The sequence below is a fragment of the Anaerotruncus sp. 1XD42-93 genome (assembly GCF_009917605.1).
Taxonomy (GTDB): Bacteria; Bacillota; Clostridia; order Oscillospirales; family Ruminococcaceae; genus Anaerotruncus.
This window is the reverse complement of record NZ_QZEG01000021.1, coordinates 21,579-45,358: the sequence shown is the minus strand read 5'-3', so window position 1 is coordinate 45,358 and position 23,780 is coordinate 21,579. Positions and strand designations below refer to the sequence as shown.

22 protein-coding genes are annotated in these 23,780 nt (G+C 59.8%); 16 read left to right on the top strand and 6 right to left on the bottom strand.

Annotated features, from left to right (window positions below; genetic code table 11):
- Positions 1–68: 68 nt before the first annotated feature.
- The 3 genes from D5269_RS09530 to ppdK all read right to left on the bottom strand — a co-directional run bounded on the left by D5269_RS09530 (position 69) and on the right by ppdK (position 4,241).
- Complete coding sequence (locus D5269_RS09530; RefSeq protein WP_120484629.1) at positions 69–572, bottom strand: hypothetical protein; 504 nt, start codon at positions 570–572, stop codon at positions 69–71.
- Positions 572–907 carry a hypothetical protein gene (locus D5269_RS09525; protein WP_120484628.1) on the bottom strand — a complete coding sequence of 112 codons (336 nt, stop codon included), beginning with the start codon at positions 905–907 and terminating at the stop codon, positions 572–574. The genes D5269_RS09530 and D5269_RS09525 overlap by 1 nt, the downstream gene beginning before the upstream one ends.
- Before the next feature lie 703 nt (positions 908–1,610).
- Positions 1,611–4,241: a pyruvate, phosphate dikinase gene (gene ppdK / locus D5269_RS09520; protein WP_016316361.1), complete on the bottom strand. Its 2,631-nt coding sequence runs from the start codon at positions 4,239–4,241 to the stop codon at positions 1,611–1,613.
- Between the two features lie 88 nt (positions 4,242–4,329).
- On the opposite strand from ppdK, the gene D5269_RS09515 reads away from it, so the two are divergent.
- The 4 genes from D5269_RS09515 (at position 4,330) to D5269_RS09500 (ending at position 7,023) form a co-directional block, all read left to right on the top strand.
- Positions 4,330–4,503 carry a hypothetical protein gene (locus tag D5269_RS09515; RefSeq protein ID WP_155846402.1) on the top strand — a complete coding sequence of 58 codons (174 nt, stop codon included), beginning with the start codon at positions 4,330–4,332 and terminating at the stop codon, positions 4,501–4,503.
- A 313-nt stretch (positions 4,504–4,816) separates the two neighbouring features.
- On the top strand, positions 4,817–5,662 hold the full coding sequence (locus D5269_RS09510) for a hypothetical protein (RefSeq protein ID WP_016316362.1): 846 nt from the start codon (positions 4,817–4,819) through the stop codon (positions 5,660–5,662).
- Positions 5,629–5,811: a hypothetical protein gene (locus D5269_RS09505; protein ID WP_147407938.1), complete on the top strand. Its 183-nt coding sequence runs from the start codon at positions 5,629–5,631 to the stop codon at positions 5,809–5,811. The genes D5269_RS09510 and D5269_RS09505 overlap by 34 nt, the downstream gene beginning before the upstream one ends.
- A 105-nt stretch (positions 5,812–5,916) precedes the next feature.
- Entirely contained in the window at positions 5,917–7,023 is a 1,107-nt protein-coding gene (locus D5269_RS09500) for an L-serine ammonia-lyase, iron-sulfur-dependent, subunit alpha (RefSeq protein ID WP_120484626.1), read from the top strand.
- A 386-nt stretch (positions 7,024–7,409) separates the two neighbouring features.
- On the opposite strand, the gene D5269_RS09495 is transcribed toward D5269_RS09500, so the two are convergent.
- The 3 genes from D5269_RS09495 to D5269_RS09485 form a co-directional block, all read right to left on the bottom strand.
- Positions 7,410–8,837, bottom strand: a complete 1,428-nt coding sequence (locus D5269_RS09495) for an MATE family efflux transporter (RefSeq protein WP_120484625.1) — start codon at positions 8,835–8,837, stop codon at positions 7,410–7,412.
- Between the two features lie 164 nt (positions 8,838–9,001).
- Positions 9,002–9,856, bottom strand: coding sequence for a TIM barrel protein (locus tag D5269_RS09490; protein ID WP_016316366.1), 855 nt, complete (start codon positions 9,854–9,856; stop codon positions 9,002–9,004).
- Between the two features lie 266 nt (positions 9,857–10,122).
- Complete coding sequence (locus D5269_RS09485) at positions 10,123–11,676, bottom strand: amidohydrolase family protein (protein ID WP_016316367.1); 1,554 nt, start codon at positions 11,674–11,676, stop codon at positions 10,123–10,125.
- A gap of 632 nt (positions 11,677–12,308) precedes the next feature.
- On the opposite strand from D5269_RS09485, the gene frlD (D5269_RS09480) reads away from it, so the two are divergent.
- The 12 genes from frlD (D5269_RS09480) to D5269_RS09425 all read left to right on the top strand — a co-directional run bounded on the left by frlD (D5269_RS09480) (position 12,309) and on the right by D5269_RS09425 (position 23,738).
- Positions 12,309–13,133, top strand: coding sequence for a fructoselysine 6-kinase (gene frlD, locus D5269_RS09480; protein ID WP_120484624.1), 825 nt, complete (start codon positions 12,309–12,311; stop codon positions 13,131–13,133).
- A gap of 57 nt (positions 13,134–13,190) precedes the next feature.
- Complete coding sequence (gene frlC, locus D5269_RS09475; RefSeq protein ID WP_016316369.1) at positions 13,191–14,024, top strand: fructoselysine 3-epimerase; 834 nt, start codon at positions 13,191–13,193, stop codon at positions 14,022–14,024.
- Between the two features lie 152 nt (positions 14,025–14,176).
- A complete protein-coding gene (locus D5269_RS09470) occupies positions 14,177–15,028 on the top strand; it encodes an amidohydrolase family protein (protein WP_016316371.1) in 852 nt (283 codons plus the stop codon).
- Positions 15,029–15,044: 16 nt separating this feature from the next.
- Positions 15,045–15,473 carry a secondary thiamine-phosphate synthase enzyme YjbQ gene (locus tag D5269_RS09465; protein WP_016316372.1) on the top strand — a complete coding sequence of 143 codons (429 nt, stop codon included), beginning with the start codon at positions 15,045–15,047 and terminating at the stop codon, positions 15,471–15,473.
- A gap of 282 nt (positions 15,474–15,755) precedes the next feature.
- Positions 15,756–17,108 (top strand): amino acid permease, encoded by a 1,353-nt coding sequence (locus D5269_RS09460; protein WP_016316373.1) that lies wholly within the window; start codon positions 15,756–15,758, stop codon positions 17,106–17,108.
- A 285-nt stretch (positions 17,109–17,393) separates the two neighbouring features.
- Positions 17,394–18,122, top strand: coding sequence for a GntR family transcriptional regulator (locus D5269_RS09455; RefSeq protein ID WP_022788462.1), 729 nt, complete (start codon positions 17,394–17,396; stop codon positions 18,120–18,122).
- Positions 18,123–18,199: 77 nt separating this feature from the next.
- A complete protein-coding gene (frlD, locus tag D5269_RS09450) occupies positions 18,200–18,994 on the top strand; it encodes a fructoselysine 6-kinase (protein WP_016316375.1) in 795 nt (264 codons plus the stop codon).
- A 96-nt stretch (positions 18,995–19,090) separates the two neighbouring features.
- Positions 19,091–19,813: a GntR family transcriptional regulator gene (locus D5269_RS09445; protein WP_120484623.1), complete on the top strand. Its 723-nt coding sequence runs from the start codon at positions 19,091–19,093 to the stop codon at positions 19,811–19,813.
- Between the two features lie 28 nt (positions 19,814–19,841).
- Positions 19,842–20,639 (top strand): alpha/beta hydrolase family protein, encoded by a 798-nt coding sequence (locus D5269_RS09440; RefSeq protein WP_016316377.1) that lies wholly within the window; start codon positions 19,842–19,844, stop codon positions 20,637–20,639.
- A gap of 33 nt (positions 20,640–20,672) precedes the next feature.
- Positions 20,673–21,824, top strand: a complete 1,152-nt coding sequence (locus D5269_RS09435; protein WP_016316378.1) for an SIS domain-containing protein — start codon at positions 20,673–20,675, stop codon at positions 21,822–21,824.
- Positions 21,825–22,102: 278 nt separating this feature from the next.
- Positions 22,103–22,933 (top strand): BtpA/SgcQ family protein, encoded by an 831-nt coding sequence (locus tag D5269_RS09430; protein ID WP_016316379.1) that lies wholly within the window; start codon positions 22,103–22,105, stop codon positions 22,931–22,933.
- 19 nt (positions 22,934–22,952) lie between these two features.
- On the top strand, positions 22,953–23,738 hold the full coding sequence (locus D5269_RS09425) for a Cof-type HAD-IIB family hydrolase (RefSeq protein ID WP_016316380.1): 786 nt from the start codon (positions 22,953–22,955) through the stop codon (positions 23,736–23,738).
- Positions 23,739–23,780 lie beyond the last annotated feature (42 nt).

Here is a 23,780-nt window from a genome sequence, read left to right as displayed (position 1 = left end):
ATATCGCTTCATGGCTCTATTTTCGCACTTTTATTTGGTTTGTGCAATATTTATTTTTCAAACAAGCCCTAGACTGTCCTGAGAGATTGTTTCTTCGTAGTATAGAAGAACTTGTTCAACGCCCACCGCATATTCTTCTCGTCCTGGGTTAGATCCCGTTTATCCTCTCTACGCCTGGAAGCAAGGACAGTCACATCCATGTATGCCAGATACAGACAGAGGTAGCTTCTAACGGTTGCCTTTGATACTCCATATTCCTCAGCCGCAGAGCAGATTAACTGGGAACGCATACGGTCATCAGCCACGAAAGATAGGACAGGAGCAATCGTCGTGTACCTCTCGTACATGGTTTTCCTCTGGTCTGCATCAAGATCATCCACACCGACAGGTACAACCCCAGTGACCTCCGACATCTCACCAGTGGTACACTCGGAATAGGACTGCAATTCTGCGGTATTCACCCAAACAGGCATCGTCCTCTTGATGCAGTCGATCACCAGAACCCTATCCACCTGTACTTCCAGTACCCGGATGATACGCTCACCAGACCGGAGCAGATCATACTTCTTCATCAATGACCAACCCCCCAATCAGTAACCCCATGCCTGAGCCAGTAGTCCCTTGAAGCATCCAACAGCTTCACCGTCAGGGGCTTCATCAGGAATTTTCGATAGACACACTCCCGCACCATCAAATCACCGTCTGCCTTGGTGCATACGAAATCAGAGGTGTACTCTCCCACTTCCGGTCCATCCAGCAGGACATTACACTTGATCTCCTTGATCTCGTCTGATGCTTGCAGCAGGTCAGCATAGGCATACTGGATCGCATCATACGTCCGGCACACCTCAGCGCATTTGCCCAGCACCCGTTTCTCACATCGACCCTTGAAGTTTTTCTTCCTCATGCTTGCAGCCCTCCCCCGTGGAAACATCCCGCACGATTCCCCAAAAACGTCCCCCAAAAACGAAGTTAGCCCGTTTTTGGGGAATTAACGCTGATGAATTTGGGAAATGTCATCGCTCGAAAGCCCTGATACACAGGCGTTTCAAGCCTGATGCCAAATCCCCAAAAACATCATCCAGGAACATCACCATGTCGTAGGGCATTGTGATTTATTCTGTTTGGGGCAAAGTCGTTTATCCACCCGGCCCTTGGGCCGGACGCCCCTACTCCATGGTGATATAGTGCAAAATGTTCCTAAATTCTTGTGTTAGGAAGGGAAAGGATAGTCAGAAAGACAAAAAAGTGACCCCCATCCAAAGGATGGCAGGTCACTTTTTTCTATGTCGGAGGCTGGTGTTTATTGCCCTGAACAGGATAAATCACATTGCCCTACGACAACCGTGTCGTGGGGCAATATAGATTTTTCTCGAAAAGGCAAAGCTGTTTGTTCTGTTGGGCTTCGCCCCCGTTTGCCCCCCCCGCCCTGGTGATTCCAAACAAAATGTCCCTAAAATCCGGTATCTATGCAAGGTTGAGGATAGTTCGGAGAACAAAAACAAGACCCTGCACGGTTAGGTGCAAGGTCTTGTTTTTCTATGTCGGGGTCAATTCAGATTGCCTCTCCGAGAAAAATCTATATTACCCCACGACAAGAAATCGAGCCCTTACTTGCTCTCCTTGATGGCAGCCTGCGCAGCAGCCAGCCGGGCAATGGGCACGCGGAAGGGGGAACAGGAGACGTAGTCCAGACCCACCTTGTGGCAGAACTCCACGCTGGAGGGATCGCCGCCGTGCTCACCGCAGATGCCGAGGTGGATATCCTGATTGGCCTCCCGGCCCAGCTGAGCGGCCATAGCCACCAGCTTGCCCACGCCGGTCTGATCCAGCTTGGCGAAGGGATCACTCTCATAGATCTTCCGGTCATAGTAGGCACCCAAGAACTTGCCTGCGTCATCGCGGCTAAAGCCGAAGGTCATCTGAGTCAGATCGTTGGTGCCGAAGGAGAAGAAGTCCGCCTCCTTGGCAATCTGATCAGCGGTGAGGGCGGCACGGGGAATCTCGATCATGGTGCCCACCTTATACTTCATGGAGGAGCCGGCCTCGGCGATGATCTTGTCGGCGGTCTCCACCACCACGCTCTTGACGTACTTCAGCTCTTTCACCTCGCCCACCAGCGGGATCATGATCTCGGGGACGATAGTCCAGTCGGCGTGGCGCTTCTGCACATTCAAAGCGGCCTTGATGACAGCCTTGGTCTGCATGGCGGCAATCTCCGGGTAGGTGACAGCCAGACGGCAGCCGCGGTGGCCCATCATGGGGTTGAACTCGTGGAGGGAGGCGATGATGTTCTTGATGTCCTGCACGCTCTTGCCCATATCCTTGGCCAGCTTCTCGATGTCGGCCTCCTCAGTGGGGACAAACTCATGGAGAGGGGGATCCAAGAAGCGGATGGTGACGGGACAGCCCTCCATAGCCTCATAGATGCCCTCGAAGTCGGACTGCTGCATGGGCTCCAGCTTGCTCAGGGCCTTCTCACGCTGCTCCAAGGTGTCCGCGCAGATCATCTCGCGGATGGCAGGGATGCGGTCCTCATCGAAGAACATATGCTCGGTGCGGCAGAGGCCGATGCCCTGAGCGCCGAACTTCCGGGCTTGGGCGGCATCGTGGGGCGTGTCGGCATTGGTGCGGACCTGGAGACGGCGGTACTTGTCCGCCCAGCCCATGACGCGGCCGAACTCGCCGCCGATGACAGCATCGGTGGTGGGGACGGCGCCGTCGTAAATCTTGCCGGTGGAGCCGTCCAAGGAGATCCAGTCGCCCTCCTTGTAGGTCTTGCCGGCGAGGTCGAACTTCTTGGCCTCCTCGTCCATCTTGATGTCGCCGCAGCCGGAGACGCAGCACTTGCCCATGCCGCGGGCCACAACGGCGGCGTGGGAGGTCATACCGCCGCGGACGGTGAGAATGCCCTGAGCGGCCTTCATGCCCTCGATATCCTCTGGAGAGGTCTCCAAACGGACCAGAACCACCTTCTCACCGCGCTCGGCCCACTCCTTGGCGTCCTCGGCAGAGAAGACGATCTTGCCGCTGGCGGCACCGGGGGAGGCGCCCAGAGCGGAGCCGATGAGCTGGGCCTGCTTGATGGCGGTAGCGTCAAACTGGGGATGGAGCAGGGTATCTAAAGAGCGGGGCTCGATCATGGCCACAGCCTGCTTCTCGTCGATCATGCCCTCGTCCACCAGGTCGCAGGCGATCTTCAGCGCGGCGGCGGGGGTGCGCTTGCCGTTGCGGGTCTGGAGCATGTAGAGCTTGCCGGCCTCCACGGTGAACTCCATGTCCTGCATGTCGCGGTAGTGATCCTCCAAGGTCTTGCAGACGCCCTCAAACTGGGCGAACGCCTCAGGGAACTTGTCGGCCATCTCGCTGATGGGCATGGGGGTCCGGACGCCGGCCACCACGTCCTCGCCCTGGGCGTTGGTCAAAAACTCGCCGAAGAGCTTCTTCTCGCCGGTGGCGGGGTTACGGGTGAAGGCCACACCGGTACCGCAGTCGTCGCCCATGTTGCCGAAGGCCATGGACTGCACGTTGACGGCGGTACCCCAGGAGTAAGGGATGTCGTTGTCACGGCGATACACGTTGGCACGGGGGTTGTCCCAAGAGCGGAATACGGCCTTGATGGCGCCCATCAGCTGCTCCTTGGGATCGGTGGGGAAGTCCTGGCCGATCTTGGCCTTGTACTCCGCCTTGAACTGACCCGCCAGCTCCTTGAGATCGTCAGCGGTGAGCTCCACATCCTGTGTGACGCCCTTCTTCTCCTTCATCTGGTCGATGAGCTGCTCAAAGTATTTCTTGCCCACCTCCATGACCACGTCTGAGTACATCTGGATGAAGCGGCGATAGCAGTCCCAAGCCCAGCGGGGGTTGCCGGACTTCCGGGCCATGACCTCCACCACGTCCTCATTGAGGCCGAGGTTCAAAATGGTGTCCATCATGCCGGGCATGGAGGCCCGGGCACCGGAGCGGACGCTGACCAGCAGGGGGTTCTCCTTGTCGCCAAACTTCTTGCCGGTGATCTCCTCCATCTTGGTGACATAGGTCATGATCTCCGCCTGAATGTCATCATTGATCTTCTGGCCGTCCTCGTAGTACTGGGTGCAGGCCTCGGTGGTGATGGTGAAGCCCTGGGGCACGGGCAGGCCGATATTGGTCATCTCCGCCAGATTGGCACCCTTGCCGCCCAAGAGTTCACGCATGTTGGCGTTGCCCTCACTGAACAGATACACGTACTTTTTGCTCACGCTGTCTTCCTCCTGTAAAGTATTTGAATCGTATCGTCTTTCCGCGAAGCATCCCATCAGATGATAGGGGGCAATGTGGCATTTCGGGGTGAAAACAAACGCCGTCGGCGTTGTCCCCGCAAGGGGTGCGCTGTCCTCGCTGCCGGGCGGCGGCCCGACTGTCTCGTCCGCCCCGGTCAGCCTCCGTTTTCGCTCCCGAAAAGCGGACCTGTCGGTGAGCAAAAATGGGGGCTGGCGAGGCCGCAGAACACAGGCGGGCTGACGCCCGCCACGTCTGAGCACGAAGTCCAGCGCCCATTCGAACCGCCGACAGGCACCTCGCTCCTTATCATCTGATGGTACATTAGGTTTTTATTATAGCGGATTTTTCCTGATAGCGCAAGCTAAGAAGAGAAGAATTTTTGCATTTTTTTCCTTGTCTGCGGGGGAGAAAAGCAGGCATCTGCCGATTGAAAAATTCTTCCCCGGTATTGGTTGCAATTCCGGGGCAAACTGTGGTACAATAAAAATAATTTTGGTTCTTTTGCAGCCAAGACCCGCCCGATGGCGGAATCTGCGGACAGAGAGGGCGGAGCATGGAGACAAACCTACCCACAGAGCTGCTGGAGGCCCTGCGGCGGGACGCCGGGGGCAGCGCCCTGATCCTCACCGGCGGCGGCAATCTGACGGCGGCGGCCCAAGCCGCGGCGGCGGCTATGGAGTGCGAAAACCACGCCCAAGCCCCCTGCGGACACTGCGGACACTGCCGCAAGGTTCTTGCCGGCATCCACCCGGACGTGGTGACGGCAGCGGATTCTGAGCACAAGATGATCTCTGTGGAGGTTCTCCGCACCCTCCGCGCCGACGCCTATATCCTGCCCAACGAGGGGCGGCGGAAGATCTTTATCTTTCCCGACTGCGCTCTCTTGGATCAAGGCGCCCAGAATGTGCTCCTAAAAGTGGTGGAGGAGGGGCCGGAGCACGCGGCCTTCCTCTTCTGCGCCAAGAGCGCCGGGGTGCTGCTGCCCACCCTACGCTCCCGCTGCGCCCAGTGGCGCGTAGGCGGTGACGCAGAGGCGGTTGCGGCGGAGGACCCCCGGACCGGGGAGCTGTGCCGCCTGTTGGCCGGCCGGGACCACCTTGGCCTTGCCGCTTTCTTCACCGCTTTAGAGACCGCCCGGTGCTCCCGGGAGGACCTGCAGACTATTTTGGAACAGACTTGGCAGCGGGTGGCCCAAGCCCTGCTTTTGGCCTCCGGCTGCGCCGCCGAGCCGGCGGGTGAGGAGGTTCAAGCCCTCTCCCAAGGCCTCAGCCGTCCCGCCCTCAGCGCCGCGGCGGACCTCTTGAGGGAGCAGGCCCGGCAGCTGCGCTTCAACCTGAATGTGGGCCACACCGCCGGGGCCATGAGGTGGACACGGTCATCGCCGCCGGCAAGCTCCTGATGGAGCACCGCCGCCCCCTGACCTTCGACTTGGACGAGGTTTTAGACAGCGTCCAGCAGGAAGCCGAGGCCCTCGCAGAGCGCGCCACCCCCCGCTTCCAGGAGACCAACAGCATCATAGCGGAATACATGCGCAGCGATCAGTTATAACCGTTTTGCCGCCGATTTTCGCCGCATATTTAGCACATTTGGATTGTCCCGCCGCGCGGGACGCCGCAGCTCCTAATTCCACACTCAACGAAAGGGGGTTTGCCCATGCAAACCACACTCCCCGCCGGCGATGGCATCCGATGGCCGGAGGGCCGGCAGATCGCCGTCCTCCTGACCTTCGACTTTGACGCGGACCGCCTCCAGAGCGCCTACTTCCGCCAAGAGGACCTCCCCTTCGCCGACCGCTCCCGGGGTCTCTACGGCCCGGACGAGGGCCTGCCCCGCATTCTGAGCATGCTATCGCGCCAGAACGTCCCCGCCACCTTCTTCGTCCCCGGCCAGCCCCCGGCGGAGGAGGAAGACGTCTATATTGAGCACTCCTTCGCCGAAATCGCCGACTTCTGCAAGTGGCGCTATATCCAGTCCCTCAGCGACTATGTGGAACTCAGCGAGGGTCCGGAGATCTGGGACTTCCTCCTCCGGATCTGGCAGACCATGAAGCGGAGCATCGAGGAGGGCCTCGCCGCCTCCGGCCCCCTCCCCGGCGGGCTCAACGTCCAGCGGAAGGCCAAGTACCTCTACGAGCAGACCCCAGAGGAGGACATCCCCGCCCTGCGGGAGTTCCAGCAGATCGCCGCCTTTGCCTACGCAGTAGCGGAGCAGAACGCGGGCCACGGCACCATCGTCACCGCCCCCACCTGCGGGGCCTGCGGCGTGGTCCCCGCGGTGCTGCGCTACGCGCAGGTGACACGGAATTTCACCGACCAGCAGATCTGCCGGGGCCTTGCCGCCGCCGGGATCATCGGGAACCTCACCAAGACCAACGCCTCCATCTCCGGGGCGGAGTGCGGCTGTCAGGCGGAGATCGGCACCGCCTGCTCCATGGCCGCCGCCGCCTTGGCAGAGCTCTACGGCCAGAATTTGGACCAAGTGGAGTACGCGGCAGAGGTGGCCATGGAACACCACCTGGGCCTCACCTGCGACCCGGTCTGCGGTCTGGTGCAGATCCCCTGCATCGAGCGCAACGCCGTGGCGGCCATGCGGGCCATGAATGCCTGCAACCTCAGCTATTTTCTCACCGGCTCCCGGAACATCAGCTACGATATGGTCTGTAAGGCCATGAAGGAGACCGGCCTCAGCCTCAACCGCCGCTTCCGGGAGACCAGCGAGGGCGGCCTGGCCCGCCTCTACGACCGCCGCCGGCGCCGTTGACCCCAGCCCCCCGCGCCCCCTCCGCAAGGGGAAAACAAATTGATTACTATCAATATAACCACGCTCCCGCTTTTCCCCTCCGCACATCCAAACAGGGCATTCCATAATTTTCCATTTTTTACACCTGCGTCACAACGCGGCTGCAAGTGCCAAGCTCAGCCCCAGAAATTCCAGATGCTTCCATCTTCCAAGAGGGCCGCCCGCCGAGAAAGGGGCCTGTTTTGGACCCCTGCGGAGGCCTATGGCGGGCGGCGAGTTGCACAAACCGATGCAATTCAAGGGCACAAAAAGGCGGTTTTTCTTTCGAAAAACCGCCTTTTTCATTGAAATTTTCACGTTATTTTTTCCGCATTTCCCTCGATTTTGTCTCCAGCGCCCCCTAAAAGCTACCCTATCAGCTCTTGGTCCATATACAGCTCCCGCTTCCAGCTCCTGCCCCGATAGCGGATCAGCATGGCCAAAAAACGGCCCATATTGTCCGCCACCATGCACCACCAAACCGCCGTGAGGCCCAGCTGAAACACCACCACACACAGGTAGGTAAACACGATCCGCACGCCCCACATGGTGCACATATTGATCACGAAGGGCGCCTTGGTGTCCCCCACGCCGTTAAAAACCCCCTCCAAAATGATCAAAACGGCAAAAAACGGCTCAGAAACGGCTACAATCCGCAGCACATCCGCCCCGAGGAGGATCACCTCCTGATCCGGGGTAAAGAGCCCCATAAACATCCGGGGGAACAGGAAGAGGAACACGCTCATCGTGCCCATCAGGAACACCGCGATGGCCATAATGGCCTCGGAGTACTGGCCCAGCTTCTCCTCATCCTTGGCGCCGATGGAGTAACCGGCCAGAGTAGCCGCCGCCGCCTGCATCCCAAACCCCGGCACATAAAACGCCTGCTCCGCCGTCATAGCAATGGTATGGGTCGCAATGGCCAAAGTGGAGAGATTGTGCGTAATAAGGCCGGTAAACACCACATGACCCAGCTCATTGAACACCCGCTGTGCCGTAATCGGCCCGCTGATGGCGAGACACCGGCGCATAATCGGCGGATCCACCTGGAGCTTTGCCCCCCGGAGACCCAGCTCCGGGCTTTGCAGAGCCGCCAGAAACATCAGCGTACCGCCCACCACATAGGCGGCGGCGGTGGCGATGGCCGCACCGGTGACCCCCCAGCCCGCCCCCCAGACGGGGATGGCCAAGGTCCCTATCCGCAGCGTCCAAGGCCGGTTGATGAGGAGGAAGTTCAGGAGAACGTTGATCACATTCATTAAAATATTGATCCGCATAGGGGTCTTGCTGTCCCCGGTGGCCCGGAGCACCGCCGCAAAGATGATGCTGGAGGCCACAAAGAGCGTAGGGGCGCAGACAATGGCGAAATAGGTCCCCGCGGCGGGGCGGATGGCCTCCTCCGCCCCCAGCCAGCCGGGGAGGAAGGGGGCCACCGCCAAGGTCAGCACCGTCAAAAGCGTCCCGGAGATCAAGGTCAGCAGCACCGACTGACTGGTCACCCGCTTCACCCGCCCGGTGTCCTTGGCCCCCAAGGCCTGGGACACGCAGGCCAGCACCCCCATGGCCAAGGCCCACAGAGGCGAGCGCACCAGCCAAAGGGTGGTGGAGCTGAGGCCCACCGCCGCCGAGGCGCTGTAGCCGATCCGCCCCACTTGGGCGGTGTCAGCATACTGCACGATGGTCTGGAGGGCCTGCTCTGTCACAGTGGGCCAAGCCAAGGTGAAGATGGTGGTCATCAGCTCCCTGTCCCTGAGGCTCTGCAAGATAGTAGGTTTTTTCCTGCTGGTGTTTGTCATAGGGCCCTCCGGGGGTAAATTCATGATATGGGAAAGGTGCGGATACGCCGCTTTTTTCACACAAAGTGCCGCCCCGCAGCTGAGGGCGCAAAGACTTCTTCAATCCATGCCGAGCCGCATCAGCCGCCTTTTCCCGCCGCAGTGCCTCCACGGGGGACGCGCCCTTACCGCTCCGGCAAAAATTCCCTCAAATACTCCGCCGACCGCTGGACAGAGGTATGGGGGTCCTCCCAATAGAGGGAGTCGTTGATCTCCAAATCAATACAATTCTGATAGTGGTACTTCTCCAAGGTGCGGACCCAGCCCTCCAACTTCTCCCGGCCGTAGTCCCCGTCCCCCAGGATCAAGTGGTGGCTGTCGGAGTAGTGGACCCACTGGAGCTTGTCGCCCAGGTCCTTACAGAAGTCCTCCAGCGTGTCCCCGGCCACCTCCATGGCCACCAGGTCCACACAGCAGCAGAGGGCGGGGGAGTCCACCTCACGGAGCATCCGCTTGATATCCGCCAAATTCAGCACCAGATTGCTCTCATAGGGCTGAAGCTGCTCCAAAACCAGCTGAATTCCCCACTTCTCCGCCACATCACAGAGGCGGCGGTAACTGTCGGCGGTGCGCTTCCAGCCCTCCTCCCGGGGGAGATCCCGGGGATGGCAGCCGGTGTTGAGGAACACCCGATTGGTCCCAAAGGCCAAGGCATCCTCCATGGCGTACTTCATATAGTCCACCGTCCGGTCCCGAAGGGCGGAATCGAGGGCGGAGTAGCTCATCGGATAACCCAAGGTCTCAGGGGTATAGATCACCACCTGCATCCCCTGATCAGCCATACAGGAGCGAAGCTCCCGAATCTTAGCCGCCGCCGCGCCGGAGGTGGCGTAATCCAGACGGCAGTAGTGGGGCGCGCCGCCCCACATGTCGATATTCTTCAGGCCGCACTTGGCCATGGAGTTCAGGTAGAAGGGAAAGGTATGCTGTACAAAGGATACGCTCATAACGGCAATATCCTGCATGGTGAGGTTGGACATGGCGGGTTCTCCTTTCTTGCATGGCTTGGCGGAAAAGCCAAGTCAGGAGGCTGTTTGGGATGAGTTTGGAGTGAAGGTGTCCGGCCTGCGCCGGACGATTAAAATTTGATGGCTATGGATGGCGCTCAAACTCTCTGCGTCTATGAAACATATAAATCCCCTAAATCCGCCGCCGCAAGGCGGCGCCGCAGCTCCTCACTCCCAACTAAAATATCGGGCCCGGATGGACGTATTCTCCCTCCGGGCCCGGTTCGTTTGGCGGGCGGTCAGAGTACGCTGTAAACTTCCTTCCCCCCTAAGAGGGTCAGGTCTACCTTCAAAGCGCGGGCGTCCTGGACGGGGACGGTGAAGAGATTGCCGGAGAGGACCGCGATGTCCGCCTTCTTGCCAGGCTCTAAGGTGCCAAGGTCCGCCTCACAGCCCAAGTTGTAGGCGCCGCCGCGGGTCCAAGCGGCGAGAAGCTCCTCCACGGTGAGCATGTTCTGGGGGTTGAAAGGCTCGCCGCCTTCAGGGAAGTAGCCGCCTACCGCGCAGTAGACAGACTCGGGAATGTCGTCAATCAGCATGGGCAGGTCCGTGCCGCAGGAGAGGGTCACGCCGCTGTCCGCCATCTTCCGGCGGTTCCAGTAGTACCGGCCCCGGTCCATGCCGATCTTCTCCTCGATCATGCTGAGCTTGCCGGCCCGGTCGGCAATGGACTGGATCTGGGGGTACACCTCGGCGATGACGCCCATCCGGCCCATCCGCTCCAAGTCGGCGGGGTCGCTGAACTCCAAGTCCGTGATGCTGTGGCGGTTTACCATGCGGCCGTTTTCGTCCCGCTTACAGGTCTCGTAGATGTCAAGGACCTTGCCGATGGCGGCGTCGCCCTGGGCATGGAGGGAGAAGCGGAAGCCCTCGGCGTCGGCGGCGCGGGCATCGTCTCCCAAAAGCTGCCAGTTGATATCTTGGGCACAGGTGGTATCCGCACAGAGGTAGGGCTTCTTTAAGTCGCCGCAGAGCTGGCTGATGGAACCGTCGGTCATCTGGTTGTAGCCGGAGAAGCGGACAAACTCACCTTGGAACTTCTCCCGCATGGCTCTGCCGTAGCTGAGATTCATAGGCTCGCCCACAGGCTGGCTCATGAAGTGGACCCGGAGGCTCAGCTCGCCGGCCTTCTCCAAGTCGGCCAAAACGTCGGTAAAGCCGCAGAAGGTGTCAAAGCCCATCTCCTTGACGGAGGTGACGCCGCGGCTGTTCATCATCTGCATGTACTTGCGGAACTCCGGCTCACTGAAGGAGCGGTCACCGATGATCTCCGGCAGCAGGCGGACGTAGCTCTCCGGCCAGCAGGTCTCCGGGGTGAATTGGTATGCCTTTTGGGCCGCTTGGTTCATCCAGCAGGTCTCCCGCCCCTCGGCAAAGAGGACCACCGGACGATCGCCGAAGGCCTCGTCCAAGAGGGCGGTGCCCTCGGGGTGGATGACCTCCGCATTCCAGCCGTGGCCCAGAACGGGGTGGCCGGCACGGGTCCGCTTCTCCTGCTCCTTGGCCAAGGCCACCAGATCCGTACAACTCTTGGCGGCGGCAAGGTCCGCCCCCACGAAGCCCACGGAGTAACCGGTGAAGAAGCAATGGACATCAGAGAAGCCCGGGGACACGGTGCGGTCCCCCAAGTCGTAGACCTTGGTGGCGTCACCCTTGTACTCGGCGGGGCACTCTCCCTTGCCTACGGCGGTGATTTTGCCCTCCGCAATGGTCACATAGCCGGCGAAGGGGGCCTCCCCAGCGGCTGTAAAGATGCAGTTAGACTGCAGTACAAGCTCGGCAATAGTTGACATAGGTATGTTACACTCCTTATCCGGCGGCGCCGTGGCGGCGCCGCGCTGATGGGGGGCAAGAGCCCCCGCGGAAGCTGTGTAGACAGCTTCTGAAAATTTCCGGGGAAGGAGAACCACAGAGGCAGACCACCGGTCCTGCTGCACATCAGAGCCGGAAATCTATTGCTACAACTATAGCACGCCCCCTTTTTTCCCGCAAGGGTCACAGGGGCTTTTCAGCTGAACGGCTAAGTTTTGGTCTGTTTTTTTATCTAAACTGTTGAAACAGGTCTGGTTTTTTGCCTGCCCCCTATACCAAAGGACTCCATTTTTCTTTTGTGAAGGCGGACAGAAATTGGTCTGGCTGTTAATCAACTAACATACAAATTAAATCAGATATTTGTGGAAGGACCACACTGTTTGCAGGGGTTTCGGCAATTTATTCGGCAGAGAGCACAAAAAACAGCCCCTGAATTGGTATAGTAATAATTTATTCAACTGTACCAATGTAGGAAAATTCGCTAAAAGAGTCCCCGGTTTTTCGTCTGATTTTCAGCTTGACGGAAGGTCACTAAATTCCGTATACTTCAAAATGTGGTTTGAAAAGTCTCGCCACTTGTCTATACCAGACGGAGGAGTGTAAGTAAAGCGATATGAGAGCAGCAATGATCGGCGACAACTGCATTGACTTCTATGTCACCATTGACGGACAGGAGGTCAACCGGCGCTATCCCACAGGGAACTGTGTGGACACCGGGGTAAATCTTCAGAAACTGGGGGTCTCCACAGCCATCATCAGCACCACCGGCAGCGACGAGGCCGGGGAGTGGATGGTCCGCAGTCTGAAGGATGAAGGCATGGACATCAGCCATCTGAAGGTGGGCGACGGCCCCACGGCCATCACCTATATGTCCATGAACGGCAATGACCGCGTCCACGGGGACTACATCGAGGGCGTTATGGAGCACATCGTCTTTGACGAGGAGGACATCGCCTTTGCCGCCAGCCATGCGCTGGTCCACACCGCCCTCTGGGGTATGGCGGAGAACACGCTGCCCAAGATCAAGGAGAAAAACCCCGGCGTGCTGGTGAGCTTCGACTACGCCGACCGTCTGGACCACCCCTTGGTGGAGAGCACCCTGCCCTTTGTGGACTACGGGTTCTACTCCTACCACAAGGAGCGGGACGCCTTTATTGAGAGCTTCCTCAAGGACAAGGTGGACCGGGGGATGAAGGTGGCCGTGGCTACCTTCGGCGACAAAGGGAGCCTTGCCTATGACGGGAAGGAGTTCATCACCTGCGGCATCTGCCCGGCGGAGCGCGTGGTCAACACCGTGGGCGCCGGCGACAGCTTTATCTCCGGCTTCCTCTACGGCGTGCTGAACGGGCTTAGCGTCAAGGCCTCCATGGAGAAGGGCGCCGAGGTGGCCGCGCAGGTGGTACAGGTCTTTGAGCCTTGGGTGATCGAGGAGAAGTAATGGCTGGTCCTTGGGACCGGTTTTTGAAGGAGAATTTTTGAAAAGGAGAGATGATCCATGAAGCTTGGTATGTTTACCTCCGGCTATCAGCGCAACCCCTTGGAGCACTGCTTCGCTGACGCCAAGGAGTACGGCTATGACTACATTGAGCTGTGGGGGGGACGTCCCCACGCCTATGCCCCGGATCTGAAGGCCGGGGATATCAACGAGGTCAAGCGCCTCATCGACAAGTATGAGATGCCCGTTATCGGCTATACCCCGGAGCACAACGGCTATCCCTACAACTACATGATCGGTTCCGAGTCCCAGAGAGAGGATGCGGTGAACTACTTAAAGCTGTCGCTGGACATGGCCAAGGAGATGGGGGCGGAGTTCGTTCTCACCAGCCCCGCCAACGGCGGATATCTGGCCACCTATGAGGAGCTGTGGACCCGGCTTGAAAAGACCATCCGGGAGCTGGGCGACCACGCGGCCAAGGTGGGCGTGAAGCTGACGGTGGAGGCGCTGACTCCCTACGAGTCCAACTTCTTCACCAGGGCCAACGACTTGGTGGAGCTGTTCCGCCGGGTTGACAACCCCTACGTGGTGGGCATGTGCGACGTGGTGCCCCCCTTCGTCCAGCACGAGAGCATCATGGCCTACTTCGACAAGATGGGCGACAAGATGGACCATATGCACATCATCGACGGCGAGCAGGGCACCGACAGCCACATCATCCCCGGCGAGGGCGCCATGCCCCTCCAAGAGATGATGTACGAGCTCAAGCGCATCGGCTACAGCCGCACCGCCACCTTGGAGCTGGTCACCGGCTACATCAATGAGCCCCGGTTTTACGCCAAGCGCGCCATCGACAACACCCGCGCGATGATGGCGGCGGTAGACTTTCAGTAATGAGGAATCAGGAATTTTTGAGAGTGGAGAATAAAGAGGGAAAAACAGAGCGTCTGGAGGCCGCGCAGCGGCTCAATTCCAAATCTGCCACCGCAGGCGGGCACCTCCACGCCTGATTCCTAATTCCTAAGTTTGAAAAAGTGAGGGGAACTATGTTCATCGACATTCATGTTCATCCTGCCTTCTACGAGCCCATCAATGCCGACGAGAATCGGGAGGAGCTGCGGCATCAGGAGCTGGACATTCATAAGAATGGGACCGCGCCGCTGGAGCACATCTTTAATCAGATGCGCTGCGCCGGTCTTGATAAGCTGTGTTTGCTGCCGGAGGACTACACCTCCACCGTGGGCTGTGCGTTGGTGAGCAACGAGGAGATCCGCACGCTGGTGAATCTGGCGCCGGATCGGTTTATTGGCTTTGCCAGTGCGGACCCCTTTGATCCGGAGGCGCCGGATCGGCTGGAGGAGGCCTTTACGCGGCTGAAGCTGAAGGGCCTGAAGCTCCATCCCGGGCGGCAGCACTTTATGCCCGGCGAGGAGCGGCTGGAGGCCATCTATCAGGTCTGCGAGCGGTATGACAAGCCCATCCTGTTCCATGCCGGCCTCTCCTGGGAGCCGGATACCTTTACCCGATACTGTCAGCCCACCGCCTTTGAGGAGGTGGCCGAAAAGCATCCCAGGCTCCGTATCTGTTTGGGCCACTTTGCTTGGCCTTGGGTGCGGGAAGCGGCTATGCTGATGGTGAAGTATCCCAATGTCTACGCCGACACCGGCGCGCTGTACTTCGACAACGCCTATGAGTTCTACACCCAGACCTTTACCAAGGACATCCCCGTGACTTGGATCGACCGGAGCCTCCGGCACCAAGTGATGTTCGGGTCCAACAATCCCCGGTTCGAGCAGATCCGCATGGCTGATGCCATCACAAAAATCGGCCTCCGGGACAGCACGCTGGAGCTGGTGAAGGGGCTTAACGCCGTGGAGTTCCTCGGCGGGCTGGACTGAGGGGAGGGCGAACAAGATGCAGTATGTCAAGACCATCCACATTCTGACTAAGGTCTATAACGAGTTTGATGTGATCACACCGCAGGTGGAGGCCATTGTGGCGGAGAGCGGCGTGAAAAACGGCATGGTGACAGTGCTGACCAAGCACACCACCACCGGCGTCACGGTGAATGAGGCTCTGGAGTGTCTGGAGAGCGACATTGCCGTGGCCCTGAGTCTCTTCGCCCCGGAGGACCGGCCCTACAGCCACGCCCGGATGCTCCGGGACTACGGCTCCACCGCCGGCAATCCCACTGGGCATCTGAAGGCTCTGGTGACCGGCAGCCACTGCCACTTTTTGATCCAGGACGGCAAAATCAACCGGGGCGGCGCGCAGGACGTATACTTCTGCGAATACGATGGCCCCGCCTCCCGCAACATCTTGGTGATTGTGGAGGGGGAGTAGGGGCAATTCGGAATGAGGAATTTTTGAGAGCGGAGAGTTTGGAGGCCGCACAGCGGACCAATTCCAAATCTGCCGCCTGCGGCAGCACCTCCATCCCTAATTCCTCACTCCTCACTCAAAGCAGTATTATAACGGCGGCCTTTCGCCGGGATAATAGTCCTGTCGGTAACGGCAGGGGAAGCACAGAGGTATTTCCCAGCAAAGCGGCACTGTGTGTGTCAAAGAGAGAGGACAGAGCGGCCTGCACAGCCGGTCTGCCGCAAATGTGAAAGGAGCAAAGCTATGTCTAACGAGAAAACCCCTGCGACTAACCAAGAGTTAGGGCGCAAACTGGGACTCGGCGCGGTCATCGCCTTGGGCGTGGGCACCACCGTGGGTTCCGGTATCTTCTCCTCGTTGTCCGAGGTGGCCAATGCCGCCGGCAGCTGCCTGTTTCTGGTGCTGGCCTTCGTCATCGGCGGTCTGCTTCAGATCCCCGCCAACTTCTGCTATGCAGAGCTGGCCTCCGCCTTCCCCGAGGACGGCGGACAGTACGTCTATTTCCGTGAAGCCGGTTCCCGCCCCCTGGCCTTCCTCTGCGGCTGGATCAGCTTCTGGGCCACTGACCCTCCGTCCATCTCCATCATGGCGCTGGCCGTGGCCAACTACTTAGGCGTCTTCCTGCATGCCAGCCCCTTCGTGCTTCGGTGCATCGCCGTGGCGGCTGTCATCTTCTTCATGTTCATGCACCTGCGCTCTGTGGAGGGCGGCGGCGCCTTCCAGACCATCATCACCGCCTTTAAGATCCTGCCCTTCGTGCTGATCATCGGCGTGGGTCTGTTCTTCATCAACGGTGAGATCTTTATGTCCTCCACGCCTCTGGCCGGCGCCAGCGTGGGCGGCTTCGCGGCTCTGGTGGCCGGCGTCTCCGCCACCACTTGGTCCTATGACGGCATGGCCGCCGCCTGCTACATGTCCGGCGAAATCAAGGAGCCCGAGAAGAACATGCCCCGCGGTCTGGTCCTCACCGCTGTTGTGGTGCTGGCTCTCTACGCAGGTCTGACCATCGTGGCCTCCGGCCTTCTGACCATCGACGAGCTGGCCGCCTCCGACGCGCCCATCGCCCTGATGGCCTCCAAGATCCCCGTCATCGGCGGCGCCGCCCAGACCGTGGTGGCTATCATGGCCATCATCGTGGTTATCGGCTCCCTCTCCAGCTGCATTATGTACCAGCCCCGTATCGAGTACGCCATGGCCAAGGACAATCTGTTCTTCAAGGCCTTCGGTCAGGTCCATCCCAAGTACCAAACCCCGGCGTTCTCCATCGTGGTGCAGTGCGCCGTGGCCATCGTGCTGATCTTCGCCACCAGTCTGGCGGATCTGCTGGGCTACTTCACCTTGGTGGCTCTGGTGAAGAACTTCCTCACCTTCGGCACCATCTTCGTTCTGCGCAAAAAGGCCCACTATAAGCCCACCTACCACATTCCCGGCGGCTTGGTCATGCCCTGCATCGCCATGTTCATGACGGCCACCCTGATCTGGGGGCAGTTCATCTACGCCCCCATCGCCGGCCTTGTCTGCGCCCTGCTGGCCTTAGGCACCGGCCTGCCCGCCTTCTACTTCTGGGATCGGAAGAACAAGCAGGCCAACGGCTGATTCCCTCCCACACAGCAGGATCGCTAAACCGACCGGGGCTGCTGGCCGCGCCAACGCAGCCAGCAGCCCCGCCCACTTTTTATCGCATTGGAATGAGGAATCAGGAATGAATGGATGTATCCAACAAAGCCGGATGATTTGGATCTTGCCGGCAGAAGGAGGAGCCTGCCTTCTCCCCTGAAACACAGGCACCCCGTCCCTTCCCTATACTTCCCATTCCAAAAGTTCAAATCCGTCGCCAGAGGCGGCACCACAATTCATAATTCCACCAAGGGGGTGAGGCGTATGGAGCAGCAGAAGCAGATTCGGCCGCGGGATGAGGCGGTGGAAAAGATTGAGTGCTATATCCGGCGGCATAAGCTGTCACCGCAGGATAAACTGCCCGCGGAGCGGGAGATGTGCGAGATGTGGAACCTGAACCGGACCACGCTGCGCAGCGCCATCAAGCGCCTTACCGCCGAGGGAAAGCTCTACAGTCTGAAGGGCTCTGGGACCTATGTGGCCCCGCCGAGGCTGGAGCGGCACCTCCAAGATGCCAAGTCCACCACCGAGTCGGTACGGGGGGCGGGGCATCTGCTCAGAAATGTGGTGCTGGATGTGCAGGTGATCGAGTGCAACAAATACCTCTCCAAGAAGATGGAGATACCCTTGGGTCACAAGGTGTTCTATCTCCGGCGGCTGCGGATTATGGACGGGGCTCCCTACATGGTGGAGTGCAGCTACATCAACTATGAATTCTGCCGCGGCATCGAGGAGTACGACTTTACCGATGAGTCGCTCTATCGGGTGCTGGGGTACTACGGCGTCTATCCCGACCACGGGCAGGAGTCCGTGGGCATCACCTACGCCACCGAGGACGAGGCCAAGTATTTGGATGTGGCGGAGGGGGACTACCTCTTCTATCTCAGCGGCACCACCCGGGACGCAGAGGACCGCTTGGTGGAATACTGCAAATCGGTGGTCCGGGCGGACAAGGTCCGCTTCTCCACGGTGCTGCGCCGGTACAGCCAATAGGACTGCGCGGCAGCGGCACCGGCCAAAATAGCGGGGCGGCGGCGGGGACCGCGTCCCGGTGAAAGGAGCTATTCACGATGAAACTTGCAGCAGTGGGCAGCAACTGCATCGACTTTTACAGCAACATAGAGGACGGCAAGGCCTACCCCGGCGGCGGGCCGGTGAACATGGCCGTCTATACCGTCCGTCTGGGGGGCCAGTCCTCCTATACCGGCCCCGTGGGCGACGACGAGTTCGGCACGATCATGCGCAAGGCCATCGCCGCCAAGGGCGTGGACATCTCCCACCTTCACACCGAGAGCGGCAAGACCGCTGTCTCCCAAGTGGAGCTCTTAGACGGCGAGCGCGTCTTTGGCGACTATGACGAGGGCGTACTGGCGGACTACCGCCTCACCGAGGCGGATATGGACTTCATCTGTACCCACGACGTGGTGGTCTGCGACCTGTGGGGCAAGGTGGAGGGCCAGTTCCCCGAGCTCCAGCGGCGGGGGATCAAGACCGCCTTCGACTGCGCCGACCGTCCCGAGGACGAGGCCAGCCAAGTGGCCATGCCCCACAGCGACTACCTGTTCTTCTCCAGCGAGGCGGGGGACACGGTGGCCCTGCGGGACCAGATGAAGGGCTACCACAGCCGCGGTCCCAAGCTGGTTATCGCCATGTTAGGCGAGCACGGCAGCCTCTGCTATGACGGCAAGGAATTCCACAAGTTCGGCATTGTCCCCTGCGACAAGGTGGTGGACACCATGGGCGCTGGCGACAGCTACATCGCCGGCTTCCTGCTGGGCATCACCGATGGCCTCACCATTGATCAGGCCATGGAGAAGGGCGCCGCCAATGCCACCGAGACACTGAAATACTTCGGCGCTTGGTAAGCCCCCGCTCCCCGGACAGTTTATCACACCATTCCCAACAGCTTGAGAAGGGGAAAATTCCTCATCCCTAATTTGCACAAAAAAAGGGGGAAAGCCATGGCCGGTATGAGCTATCAGGCGCCGCTGTACCTGCAGATGCGGGAGCTGGTGCGCAGCAAGATCGAAGAGGGGGAGTACCCGCCTCTCACGGCCCTCCCCTCGGAGTGCGAGCTGGCGGAGAGCTACGGCATCACCCGTCAGACCGTGCGCAACGCCATTGATATTTTAGTGCAGGAGGGCCTCCTCCGGCGGGTGCCGGGGAAGGGGGGTTACGTCCTCTGCCGGAAGATGGAGCGGGACTTAGACGAGCTTCAGGGATTTACGCAGACCATGCTGGACAAGCGGCTCAAGCCATCCATCAAGGTGGTCAGCCGCGCCATGCGTCCGGCGGGGGAGAACTACAGCCTGATGTTCGGCATCCAGCCGGAGGACGACATCTACTACATCAAGCGCCTGTGCTATGCCAACAGCGAGCCCATCTCCTTGGAGGAGATCTACATCCCCCGGTACTTGGTGCCCAAGATCGAGGGAATTGACCTGTCCATCTTCTCCGTGTATGAGGTCTATGACTTCTACAACATCCGCTTGGAGCGGGCCAGACAGACGCTGGATCTGGTACAGCTGGACCTCAGTGACGCGCGGATGCTGGAGATTGAGCCGGAGACGCCGGTAATGCTCTTTGAGGCCACCACCTACGATGACCAGGGCCGTGTGGTGGAGTTCAACCGGAACTATGCCCGGGGGGACAAGTGCAATTTCAGCGTCCACTTTAAGAAGTAGCGGTCCGGCGGAAAAAGGGAGGATTTTTATGGGTCTGTTTCGCGGCGATTTTTACTCCGACAGTCTGAAGATGACCACCGGCGTCCAAGTGATCTTTCCCGAGAATTCCAACGACGTGACCCCGGTGATCTCCGGCACGCCGCGGGTGCTCTATCTGCTCCACGGTCTCTCCGGAAGCTGTGTGGAGTGGACGCGGTTCTCCAAGATCGAGTATTACGCCAAGAAGTACAACTTTATCATCATTATGCCCGAGGTCCAGCGCAGCTTCTATTGTGACAAGCCCGAGGGGGCAAAATACTTTACCTATGTCTCAGAGGAGCTGCCCGCCATCTGCGGCACTTGGTTCCGCCTGAACCAGAGCCGGGAGAACACCTTTGTCGCCGGAGACAGCATGGGGGGCTACGGAGCCGTGAAGGCGGCTCTCCGCTGCCCGGAACGCTTCGGCGGCGCGGCGGCTCTCTCCGGTGTACTGGATTACCCCGGATTTCTCCGGATGATCCTTCGTGGGGAGTGGCCGGACTTCCTTCCGGAGGAGGTTCGCGCCCTCCATCCCAGCGGTGTCTGCGGAGAGGAGGACGACGTGATCGCGCTGGTACGGGGGCAGGCAGGGAACTTGGACCGTCCCCGGCTGATCCAGCTCTGCGGCACCGAGGACTTCCTCTACGGGGCCAATCAGACCTTCCGTCAGGCGGCGGAGGCGGCGGGTTACGGCCACACCTATATCGAGGGCCCCGGCGACCACGAGTGGCCCTACTGGGACAAGGCGGTGCAACTGGCCTTTCAGTTCTTCTGCGGTCTGGACATGGCGACAACGCCCATTTACTGAGCAGAACAGAGGATTTCCGCAGGAGCGCACAGTGTGCCCCCCCTGCAGGAGCAGGGAAAATTTTTTAAGCTGATAAAAGAGCGTACCATTCCCAAAATTTTCAAAAAGGAGTGTTTTGTTATGAGCTTTGAGGCAAAGGCGTGGAAGGAAACGGAGGGCCCCTTCCTGAAGGACTTCAACGAGAAAGAGGCTATTGACAGCGTCAACGGCGCTCTGGCTCTGCGTCCCCAGATTGAGAAGGTTATCGACCAGATCTGGGACAACGGCTTTGACGGCATCTACTTCATCGGCATCGGCGGCACCTACGCCTCCAGCATGCAGGTAGAGGTCTACATGCGGGGCAGGTCCAAGCTGCCCGTGTTCGTGGAGAACGCCGCAGAGTTCCTCACCACCGGCAACAAGCGCTTCACCGACAAGAGCGTGGTAATCTACTCCTCTGTCTCCGGCAACACCAAGGAGATGGTGCAGCTGGTGGACCGGGTCCATGAGATCGGCGCCAAGGTCTTTGCTTTTATCGACACGCCGGGTACCACCCTCACCGCCCCCGACAAGCAGGACTACCTGATCATGTATCCCAAGAATGAGCAGCTGAAGTTCTACATGGTGGCCAACTACCTGATGTACAAGAACGGGGAGTTTCCCCAGTACGAGGCGTACAACAAGGAGATGGAGGCCCATTTGGCGCAGGTGCTGGTGGATGTGGAGAAGGAGGCTGACGCCTGGGCCTATGAGTATGCCAAAAACAAGGTGGCTTTCTTAGCCGATCATCCCGATCTGCCCCACTACTTCATCGGCTCCGGCAACCAGTACGGCGCCACCTACTCCTATGCCATGTGCTACTGGGAGGAGCAGATGTGGATTCGCACCAAGTCCATCAGCTGCCAGGAGTTCTTCCACGGCATGCAGGAGATCATCGTGGCAGACACCCCGGTGACGCTGTTCATGGGCGAGGACGAGCAGCGCCCCTTGGCCGAGCGCGTGGCCAGGTTCCTGCCCAAGGTCTGCGCCAACTACACCGTCATCGACACCAAGGAACTGGAGCTGAAGGGCATCAGCGAGGAAAACCGTGGCTCCATCTCCCATCTGGTGATGCACGGCGTCAACAACCGGGTGGACGCCTACATGGAGCTCTTCCTCCGCCACCCCCTGTCCATCCGCCGCTACTACCGCCAGTTCGACTATTGATCCTCTCCCACCTCCGGCTGCCGCAGCGACACAGATCGCTGCGGCAGCGGCGCGGTTTGAATGAGGAATTAGGAGTTAGGAATGAAGGTGTCCAGCGGAGCCGGACGATTTTATTGTGCTTACGGCGCAAGAGTTCTGGTGCTCCTATGACAGATAGGCACTTCTGTGCTCTGCACAAAAACTAAATCGCCGCCAAGGGCGGCTGCTCAGCTCCTGTCTCAAATAATTCCTAACTCCTAATTCCTCATTCCTCATTGAAAGAAAGGAGTTTTACTGCAATGCTCTGGACCGAAGAAATGTTTAAGGTCAAAAAGCCCATTATCGCCATGCTCCACTTAGACCCCCTGCCCGGTGATCCGCGCTACCGCTACGGTGACTGTATGGAGACCGTGGCGGCCCACGCCCGGGAGGACCTGCGGGCGCTGCAGGAGGGCGGTGTGGACGGCGTTCTCTTCTCCAATGAGTTCAGTCTGCCCTATCAGCGGCACATGAGCTTCGTCACCCCCGCCGCCATGGCCCGTGTGATCGGGGAGCTGAAAAGCGAACTCGCCGTGCCCTACGGCGTGGACTGTATCTCCGACGGCGCAGCCACGCTGGAGCTGGCGGCGGCGGTGGATGCCAAGTTCGTCCGGGGTACCTTCTGCGGCGTCTATGTAGGGGACGGCGGACTCTATGACAACGACTTCTCCGCCCTCCTCCGCCGGAAGGCCGCCCTGCACCTCGACGAGCTTAAAATGCTCTACTTCATCAACCCCGAGTCCGACCGGAATCTGGACACCCGGCCGCTGGCGGACATTGCCAGCTCCACCATCTTCAAGGCCCATCCGGATGGCCTGTGCATCAGCGCCAGCGCCGCCGGTCAGGACGTGGATGAGGAACTGATGGCCGCGGTGAAGAAGAAGAACCCGGAGGTGGTGGTGCTCTGCAACACCGGCTGCCGGCCGGACACCATTGCGCATAAGCTCTCCGTCAGTGACGCCGCCGTGGTGGGCACCACCTTTAAGGAGGACGGCAAACTGGAGAATGAGAAGCTTCAGAACGTCCGGGTGAAGGCGGACCGGGTGAAGGCGTTTATGGAGGTCGTGTACAAAGTCAGAGCGGCGCTGTAAGCGCCCGAAAGGAGGCGCCATGCTGCCCTATCTTTTGGCCTTGGATTTGGACTATACCGCCTGTGACCGGACGCGGCACCTGAGCCAGCGGACCCGACAGGCCCTTACCGCCGCCCGGGCCGCCGGGCACACCATCTGCTTTGCCACCGGCCGGCGGGACATCGACATGTACCCCTTCTGGGGGGAGAGCACCTATGCCGACTACCTGCTGCTCAACAACGGCGGCAAGCTGCTGCGCGCCGCGGACCGGAAAGTTCTCTTTAACCAGTGCATCGACCCCGCAGCCTCCAAGGTGCTGATCGAGCACTGTCTCGCCCACGGCTACCAGCTCCATGTGGTCAGCGGGGAGCGCTGGGTCGTCAACCGCTGGAGTGAGGGGCTTACCGAGTACGTGGAGCACTTGGGCATCGCCCCGGTGCTCTACACCAAGCTGGAGGAGACCCCTTGGGAGCAGGTGGAGGGGTTTATGGCCACCGAGGACCTTGGCCCTGTGTGCGCGGCGGTAGAGGCCCTTCGCCTGCCCATGAACTGCACCCCCGCCGAGGACCAATGTGTGGACCTCATGGCCCTGGGAATCAGCAAGTGGGGCGGGCTAAAGCGCCTCTCGGAGCGGCTGGGAGTCCCCCGGGAGCGGATCATCGCCGCCGGGGATTACAACAACGACATTGAGATGATCCAGAACGCCGGTATCGGTGTGGCCGTGGCCAACGCCCTGCCGGAGGTGAAAGCCGCCGCTGACTATGTGACCCAGCGGGACAATGACCACGACGCGGTGGTTGAAATTGTGGAGAAATTTCTGCTGTAATAGAGCTCTTGGACTCCCCGTCAGGGCGTTTGAGAGCCGCGC

Coding starts and splice junctions, on each gene's coding strand:
- D5269_RS09530 (WP_120484629.1), bottom strand. CDS start 572: ATGAAGAAGTATGATCTGCTCCGGTCTGGTGAGCGTATCATCCGGGTA.
- D5269_RS09525 (WP_120484628.1), bottom strand. CDS start 907: ATGAGGAAGAAAAACTTCAAGGGTCGATGTGAGAAACGGGTGCTGGGC.
- D5269_RS09510 (WP_016316362.1), top strand. CDS start 4,817: ATGGAGACAAACCTACCCACAGAGCTGCTGGAGGCCCTGCGGCGGGAC.
- D5269_RS09500 (WP_120484626.1), top strand. CDS start 5,917: ATGCAAACCACACTCCCCGCCGGCGATGGCATCCGATGGCCGGAGGGC.
- D5269_RS09495 (WP_120484625.1), bottom strand. CDS start 8,837: ATGACAAACACCAGCAGGAAAAAACCTACTATCTTGCAGAGCCTCAGG.
- D5269_RS09490 (WP_016316366.1), bottom strand. CDS start 9,856: ATGTCCAACCTCACCATGCAGGATATTGCCGTTATGAGCGTATCCTTT.
- D5269_RS09485 (WP_016316367.1), bottom strand. CDS start 11,676: ATGTCAACTATTGCCGAGCTTGTACTGCAGTCTAACTGCATCTTTACA.
- frlD (WP_120484624.1), top strand. CDS start 12,309: ATGAGAGCAGCAATGATCGGCGACAACTGCATTGACTTCTATGTCACC.
- frlC (WP_016316369.1), top strand. CDS start 13,191: ATGAAGCTTGGTATGTTTACCTCCGGCTATCAGCGCAACCCCTTGGAG.
- D5269_RS09470 (WP_016316371.1), top strand. CDS start 14,177: ATGTTCATCGACATTCATGTTCATCCTGCCTTCTACGAGCCCATCAAT.
- D5269_RS09465 (WP_016316372.1), top strand. CDS start 15,045: ATGCAGTATGTCAAGACCATCCACATTCTGACTAAGGTCTATAACGAG.
- D5269_RS09460 (WP_016316373.1), top strand. CDS start 15,756: ATGTCTAACGAGAAAACCCCTGCGACTAACCAAGAGTTAGGGCGCAAA.
- D5269_RS09455 (WP_022788462.1), top strand. CDS start 17,394: ATGGAGCAGCAGAAGCAGATTCGGCCGCGGGATGAGGCGGTGGAAAAG.
- frlD (WP_016316375.1), top strand. CDS start 18,200: ATGAAACTTGCAGCAGTGGGCAGCAACTGCATCGACTTTTACAGCAAC.
- D5269_RS09445 (WP_120484623.1), top strand. CDS start 19,091: ATGGCCGGTATGAGCTATCAGGCGCCGCTGTACCTGCAGATGCGGGAG.
- D5269_RS09440 (WP_016316377.1), top strand. CDS start 19,842: ATGGGTCTGTTTCGCGGCGATTTTTACTCCGACAGTCTGAAGATGACC.
- D5269_RS09430 (WP_016316379.1), top strand. CDS start 22,103: ATGCTCTGGACCGAAGAAATGTTTAAGGTCAAAAAGCCCATTATCGCC.
- D5269_RS09425 (WP_016316380.1), top strand. CDS start 22,953: ATGCTGCCCTATCTTTTGGCCTTGGATTTGGACTATACCGCCTGTGAC.